General features: G+C 64.4%; 8 protein-coding genes. 4 read left to right on the top strand and 4 right to left on the bottom strand.

The features are described 5' to 3' along the window. The first annotated feature begins 166 nt into the window (after positions 1-166). Complete coding sequence (locus tag AC30NL_RS07360; protein ID WP_489463359.1) at positions 167-382, top strand: hypothetical protein; 216 nt, start codon at positions 167-169, stop codon at positions 380-382. A 50-nt stretch (positions 383-432) separates the two neighbouring features. On the opposite strand, the gene AC30NL_RS07355 is transcribed toward AC30NL_RS07360, so the two are convergent. Then, the gene (locus tag AC30NL_RS07355; protein ID WP_489463358.1) at positions 433-627 is read right to left on the bottom strand and encodes a hypothetical protein; all 195 of its coding nucleotides are present in this window, start codon (positions 625-627) and stop codon (positions 433-435) included. Positions 628-661: 34 nt separating this feature from the next. Here AC30NL_RS07355 and AC30NL_RS07350 point away from each other — a divergent pair, with 34 nt between their 5' ends. Continuing rightward, entirely contained in the window at positions 662-994 is a 333-nt protein-coding gene (locus AC30NL_RS07350; protein ID WP_489463357.1) for a DUF2127 domain-containing protein, read from the top strand. 448 nt (positions 995-1,442) lie between these two features. Here AC30NL_RS07350 and AC30NL_RS07345 read toward each other — a convergent pair whose 3' ends face one another. Both AC30NL_RS07345 and AC30NL_RS07340 read right to left on the bottom strand, forming a co-directional pair. Further along, on the bottom strand, positions 1,443-2,402 hold the full coding sequence (locus tag AC30NL_RS07345; protein WP_489463356.1) for a hypothetical protein: 960 nt from the start codon (positions 2,400-2,402) through the stop codon (positions 1,443-1,445). Between the two features lie 813 nt (positions 2,403-3,215). After that, a complete protein-coding gene (locus AC30NL_RS07340; protein WP_489463355.1) occupies positions 3,216-3,419 on the bottom strand; it encodes an AAA family ATPase in 204 nt (67 codons plus the stop codon). Positions 3,420-3,768: 349 nt separating this feature from the next. On the opposite strand from AC30NL_RS07340, the gene AC30NL_RS07335 reads away from it, so the two are divergent. Beyond that, positions 3,769-4,041 (top strand): YlcI/YnfO family protein, encoded by a 273-nt coding sequence (locus AC30NL_RS07335; RefSeq protein WP_489463354.1) that lies wholly within the window; start codon positions 3,769-3,771, stop codon positions 4,039-4,041. After that, entirely contained in the window at positions 4,038-4,352 is a 315-nt protein-coding gene (locus tag AC30NL_RS07330) for a type II toxin-antitoxin system RelE/ParE family toxin (RefSeq protein WP_489463353.1), read from the top strand. Before AC30NL_RS07335 ends, AC30NL_RS07330 begins: the two co-directional genes overlap by 4 nt. A 546-nt stretch (positions 4,353-4,898) precedes the next feature. Here the strand turns inward: AC30NL_RS07330 and AC30NL_RS07325 are convergent. Further along, entirely contained in the window at positions 4,899-6,692 is a 1,794-nt protein-coding gene (locus AC30NL_RS07325) for a xanthine dehydrogenase family protein molybdopterin-binding subunit (protein WP_489463352.1), read from the bottom strand. Between the last annotated feature and the right edge of the window lie 142 nt (positions 6,693-6,834).

Genomic DNA, 6,834 nt, shown 5'->3' with positions numbered 1-6,834 from the left:
TCCCATGCCCAGCTGGAGATCTTGCGCCAGATGGGGTGCGACGAGGCGCAGGGCTATCTGCTGGGCCGCCCGATGTCGGCGGCCGACCTGGCGTTAAGGCTTTATCCAGACAACTCGCCGATGCGGGCTGCCGCTTAGGTGGCGCGCGAGCAAATCCGCTTGAGCCGTGTTCCGCTCCACGCCGGCTCATGGCCGCATGCTGGTGCTGGACGCCGGGCAGCTCGCCGCCTACATCACCGACGACGGCAATCTGACGAACCAGCAGGTGCAGCAGGGGCTGCCGACGCTGCCACCCGATGAGTTCGACGCGCTGCTTGCGCTTTCACGACAACGGCTGACTTGCATCAACTCTCGCGCCTCCCAGGGGGTGTCCCTACCGTAATTCAATCTCGGCACCACTCCCTACTGGCGGATGGCGCGCCCTCGACTTCGTTAAGCTGTGCCACATGATGCACAGCGATTCGAGGACTCCTTCGGCAGCGCGCCACCCGAGCCGGTGCGGCGGCCCTTGCGCGTCGTCGCCGGATTCGAGGCCGTCAAGGGCTTCACTGCACTGGCTGCCAGATCAGTCTGCTCGGCCTGCTGCATCGTGATCTGTGCCGCCTCGCCGAAGCCCTGATCGGCCATGTCGGATTGAATCCCCGGATCCCACTATCCCGCCATGCTGTTGCGCGACGCCGACATGCTTGGCCAAACCAATCTGCAGGCGCTGCTGCTGGCTGCGGTCGGCTACGCGCTGGTGCGCTTTGAGGAGGCCTACGGCCTCTGGAACGAGCGGACTTGGGGTGAATGGCTTGGCGCCTTGTCCGGCGCGTTGTATGTGCCCCTTGGAGAGGCACGACCTCGTGCATCGACCAACGACCGCCGGCGCTGTCGTCGTTGCCGTCAACGTGTCGGTCGTCCGGTTTCTTGGGCTGGCAGCTGTGGCGTCGAAGCCGCCGATGACGCCGGCCTATGCTTGCGTGCGCGGTTGACGAGTATTGCGCGATGCTGAAGATTTTGCGGCCACCGCTGCTTGCTTGGATCACCGTGGTGTTGGCCGCCATGGCAGGCTGGTATGCCTATCAGGCGTCGCCCGAGGGGATCTATCTCTACACGCCTCGTGACTGGACTACAAGCGCAAGCAAGTCACCAAGCAGCGCGGCCGCGTCGGTCACACGGCTCGTTCCACCACGCAGTTGCTGGCTCGACGAGCCCCCCCGTCTTCCCCGACGCACCCGTGCTCGGCTACTTCTGACCACAAAGTCTCACATTTACCCTCGCCGCAGTCTCACATTTACTTTCGTGGACAGCATGCTGTGGAAGTTAGCTCGCATGAACCGGCTGCCCGGGCATTGCTTCGTCATGCACCTGCGCAGCGGCGAATTGGATCCGGAGAGCCGGTCCTGGTCGCGCGCCGGCAGATTCTCAGCGGCCTCCTTGGCTTACGGTGCTCACCAGCGTCATCGATCAAGGTCGGCCGCCGAGTCCTGCGGCGCCACCAGCGTCTTCGCAACCTCGATGATCCTGCTCGCGTCGCGTACACGATCGACCACGCGGCGAGTTCCAAGCGACATCGACACCCCAGTGGCCTGCACCTCCGCGAGGAGCGTGCCCCACGCGCCGGCGCCCTCAGAGTAAAAGTGCCGTCGCACCCGGCTGGCGAAGGCGTCGTCGAGCACGGACTGTGCGGGCCTTCCGATGCCCTCGCGCCAGTCATCGTCGCTGTCGTCGCCCATAACGTAGGCGCGCGCCTCGCTCAAACGTTGCTCCACGTCCTCATCAACCGTTTCCCGCTCCTTAGCGAGACTCTCCACGAACCAGTGCCCTTCGGCGGCTGTCGCCACGTCGAACACCTCCGAGGTTTCGATCGAATTGCGCTCCCTCGCGAAACGGCTGTCCTCTGCGAACACGGCCGATCCGTCGCACCAAGCATCCAGCACGACCGGCCCAAGATCGGGGTCAGACGGACGCACCTCGGCCCACTCGTGGTCCTCGTCCTCGTTTTCGTGTGCGACTATGTGCACGCTTTCGTCCGGTCGGCGCCCCGCTTGCAGAGCTCGCGCGCCATATGCCAAAACCCCTATCGAGGCGCGCACCCCGCAATTGCCAGCGCCGTACATACGGCTTGCCGCCGCATCGGCGATACACGAGTCGACGTCGCCGCCATCGATCATCGGGGTTGCGGTCTCCAACAAGTCCTCCGCCGCTCGTCGCGCGGCCAACGTCAGGACCACGCTTTCGCCGTTTGTCCTGGTGATGTCGGTATCGACATTGCCACGCCCATGCGGCAAGGCGGCCCGCACGTCGTTGACGGCGTCATCAGCGGTGCGCAGCGCTGCGATGCCCTTCCCACTGACGGGGCGTCGGTCGATGGTGCGCGCTAGCAGGTAACCGGCTAGTGGCAAGCGTTGCTCGGCCACCGACGTGGACGACGACGCTATCAGAGCGGTCAGCAGATCGTGGCGTCGTTCGCGCAGAGGTCGCTCGCAGCCCCCAGCAACATCGGCGTCCCCTCGATTCTCGGCCGCCGTCCCATGGAATGCGGGTCGCCGTGGCAAGCCTGCGAGCAACCCGGCCGCGCTCGCTGTGGCTTCCGTCGACCGCTGCCTCTTTGGAGGTGCGGGATGTGCATCGGCAGGTGCGATTGGGGAGGTGGACGCCTGCTTCCCGGAAATCGGCTCCATGATGTCCTTCTCGACAATAGCAATATGTACGACCTGCGGCACCTTATTGGCCCAGGGTAAGGGGAGCAGGAAAGGCTTGGCACGGGGCGTCTGCTCACCTCGTGTGCAGCGCGCGGCGGCAACGTCGCACAGCGAGCGCGGCCGCCGAAACGGACAGCATGGGGCCGTCTCGTGTGCAGCTTGATGGCCAAGCCGAAGCCTTGCGCAAGAAAACGAAGGAGTCGGACTGCCAACGTCCGGTCAACCTGGCCAGGAACTGGGCGGCCTTTTGTGTCTCGACATGAAAATTCTCATAGGCTCCGGACCGGACGACTACACCCTGCGGTTCTCCATGAACAGGAATGAATCGGCCATTTCTAGTCGTGTCAGCCATCTTCCGCACCGTGCCGATGGCAGCCGGGTGTCCAGGGATGAGTGCCATAGCATCATTCTCACCCTGCCGCGTAAAGTACCCCAGCCTGCGGAGCGTGTCTCCCAAGGCGAACGTGCGGCTCGCAGTGTCCCAGCGATCGATTGAAGACAGGCGTGCGCTGCCAGGTCCGCTGGGATTCATCGTTCGCCAAAGATCAGCATCAATGTGCACATTGATCTGCGCTCCGCCGGTCTGCGCAGCACCGTGCCTGGTGCGTCAAGGATGGTGGATTTGCCGCTATCGCCGGGTCCTATGAGGCAGTTCACTCCGGCCGCGGGGCACCAATCTAAAGAACGGACCGCCCGAAAATTCCGGATTTCGACCTTTCGTATGCGCGCCAAGCTTCCTCCTGTGCCGGTTCCCGGTCATAGCATTGCAGGAAGGGTACTTCATGCGGCGGGCGACGACGCACGGCAGTATCGACAGCGCTGACCCGGTGCCAATTAGCTCGGCGATAGCGGCCAACCCCGCAGATCTCTCCACGATCGACGATCGCCGATACGCCGAGGACCTATTACCCCTCGGAACAGGCTTGGTCGACCACCGTACGAGTTTTCAAAAGAATCGGCAGAAAGCTGTCGGTCGCTGGGTCCAACGGCAGGAACTGGCCGACAAGCGACCTCTGCCGTCATGTTGAATAGGCAAGAGAGGCTCATTGCGAGCGTAACCCAAACGCAATACAATTCTCTGATGAAGTCCGCTGTCATACCCCAAATCCGCGTCGAGCCAGAGCTGCGCGCTGAGCTTGAATCCGTACTCAGGCAGGGCGAAACCCTGACCGACTTCGTCGAAGCGACTGTGCGAAACGCCATCGCTTTCCGGCGCGTCCAGACCTCATTCAATGATCGTGCACAAGCAGCGTCCGAGGCGTACCACCAGACGGGCGTTTCAGTGCCCGTTGAGACCGTCCTGAAGAGATTCCAATCCAAGCTTGACGCCAAGCGCAAGAAGCTCGGCCGATGAATTTTGTCGTTGAGCTGTCTCCTACGGCCGAAGCTGACCTGGAACGCCTCTTTGACTTCTTGCTCGACCAAGCCGACACAACCGAAGACCTTGATCGCGCCCAAGCCGCGATCGACGCTGTCAGGGCGACGGTGCAGCACAGGCTGGCGATCACGCCCTTCAGCTTCCGCAAAGCGGCCCAGGACCCAGCACAGCGGGAATTGATCATCCCGTTCGGAGGCACCGGGTATGTCGCGTTGTATGAGATCGTCAGTACGTCGAAAGTCGTCGTGTTGGCGGTGCGCCACCAGCGTGAAGAGGACTATCACTGACACCGATCGATCGAGCATCGATAGCCATGCTTCTTGTGCAAGCGCTCGTTCGAGCGCACGGTTTCGTGGCGCTGGTGCGACGAATGGGTGGCCAGGTCCAGCGTTCTGGTGGCTACCCTGGGTTGCTTCCACTGCGACATCAACGAGGCGCGATGCCAGGAACCGGCCTGTCACAACCGTCGGCAAATGGCCGGGACGGTGAGTACCAGGCGATGCCCAGCAGCAGTCCTTTGGCGTTATTGCCAGATTGCTCAGCGGCAGCTGTCGGCCAACGTCGCGAACGGGTAGTCCCGGCCACGAACGGTCGTAGGCGAATGTCGGGTCTCCGGCGCTATCAAAGCCAGCACGCGCGACTGTCCAACAGCCAGACGCGTCGCACGCTTGCGGCGCGCTAAGACGTTGGGCGTCCCCGATTCTCCGCGGACCATGATGGCCATCGACCATGTTGATGGCGCTGAGCGAGCTTAGCGACCAGCCGGTGAAGCAGCACCGCCTCACCAGTTTCTCCACCAGCAGGCGCATCAGCTCGCCTTTGAGCCTGAAACCTCAGGCCGCGACGATCCCCGCCCGCGCGAACGGCAGTCGCCGCACCTTCGGCCCGCCCAGCTTCGCAATGGCGTTCGCCACCGCCGGCGCAAGCGGCGGCACGCCCGGTTCGCCGACACCGGTGGGCGCGACCGTGCTCGGCACGATGTAGACCTCGACCTTCGGCATCTCGTGGATGCGCAGCGACTTGTAGGTGTCGAAGTTGCGCTGCGCGGCGCGGCCGCGCTGAAGCTCGATCTCACCGTAGTACAGCGCGCCGAGCGCGAAGCCGATGCATCCCTCCATCTGCGCCTTGATCACATCAGGGTTGACGGCTACGCCGCAGTCGACCGCGCAGACCACGCGCTCGACCTTGACCTTGCCGTTCTTCATCGACACCTCGGCGACCTGCGCGACGAACGAGCCGAACGACTCGTGCATCGCGATGCCTTGCGCGAGCCCGGCGCGTGTCGGCTTGCCCCAGCCGGCCTTGTCGGCCGCCAGCTTGAGCACGCCAGCGGCGCGGTCGCTCTTGTCGAGCAGTGCGAGGCGGAACGCGAGCGGATTCTTGCCCGCCGCACGCGCAAGCTCGTCCATCATCGTTTCCATCACATACGCGGTATGCGTGTTGCCGACCGAACGCCACCAGAGCGGTTTGACCGCGAGCGCGGTCGTGTGCAGGTCGGCCGTCATCATCGGCAGTGCGTATGGAGTCGGCGACACACCCTCGACCGAGGTCGGGTCGATGCCGTCTTTCACCAGCGCCTCCATCGCGGTGCCGGCCATGATCGATTGGCCGACGACCGTGTGCTGCCAGCCGGCGATCTTGCCTTGCGCGTCGATGCTGGCCTTGACGGCGTGCACGTACATCGGCCGGTACAGGCCCGCGCCCATGTCGTCTTCACGCGAGTATTGAAGCCGCACCGGCGCGCGCCCGTCGATCGCCTTCGCGACGTTGACGGCCGCGACCGTGAAATCGCTGTAGGCGTTGGCACGCCGCCCAAAGCTGCCGCCCGACAACAAGGTGTGCAGCTTGACCTTCTCCATCGGCAGGCCCGCGGCCTTCGCGGCGAACATGTGGTCGAAGGTCGGGAACTGGTGGCCCGACCAGGTTTCGAGCATGCCGTCGTGCAACCAGGCCACGCAGTTCATCGGTTCCATCGTCGCGTGCGCGAGGAATGGGAACTCGTAGACCGCTTCGATCGTCTTCGCGGGCGCCATCTTCGGCGCGTCCTTCGCTGGCCGTGCGAACGGCTTGCCAGCCGTCGCGGCCTGCGCCTTGTACTGCGCGAGCAGCGCGTCGGAATCGAGCTTGCCGCTCTCGGCCTCGTCCCACACGACCTTCAGTGCGCGCCGCCCCTGCAGCACCGCCCAGGTGCCCTTGCCGACAACGGCGACGCCTTCCGGCACCTGCACCACGTCGGTCACGCCCTTGACCTTCTTCGCGTCGGCTGCATCGAACGAGACCAGTTTCGCGCCGAACGATGGCGGCCACGCGATCACCGCGGTCAGCAGGCCGGGCAGCTTGACGTCGATCGTGTACGTCGCGGTGCCGTTGCACTTCTCGGCCGAGTCGACGCGCGGCGTCGCATCGCTCTTGCCCATCAATGTGAACTGCGCGGGCGTCTTCAGCACCGGGTTCGCGGGCGGCGCCTGCTTCGCGGCGGCGGCGGCCATCTCGCCGTAGGTAGCGCGCTTGCCCGAGGCGTGGCTCAGCACGCTCTTCTCGGCCTTCACCTCGCTGGCCGGTACCTTCCACGCATCGGCGGCAGCGGCGACCAGCATCGCTCGCGCGGTCGCGCCGGCGCTGCGCATCTGCAGGTACGAGTTCGCGATCGCCGACGAGCCGCCGGTGCCCGGCGTTGGTGCATGGATACCGCCGTATCGGGACGGTAGGATCGGTTTTTCAGATCGATCAGACCCGCTGCGCCATATGCCGAATAAGTTCAACGCCGAG

Origin of the sequence: Rhizobacter sp., from assembly GCA_021153565.1 — a bacterium.
In the GTDB taxonomy this organism is placed as follows: domain Bacteria; phylum Pseudomonadota; class Gammaproteobacteria; order Burkholderiales; family Burkholderiaceae_C; genus Albitalea.
This window is presented reverse-complemented; position numbering and strand designations above follow the sequence as displayed.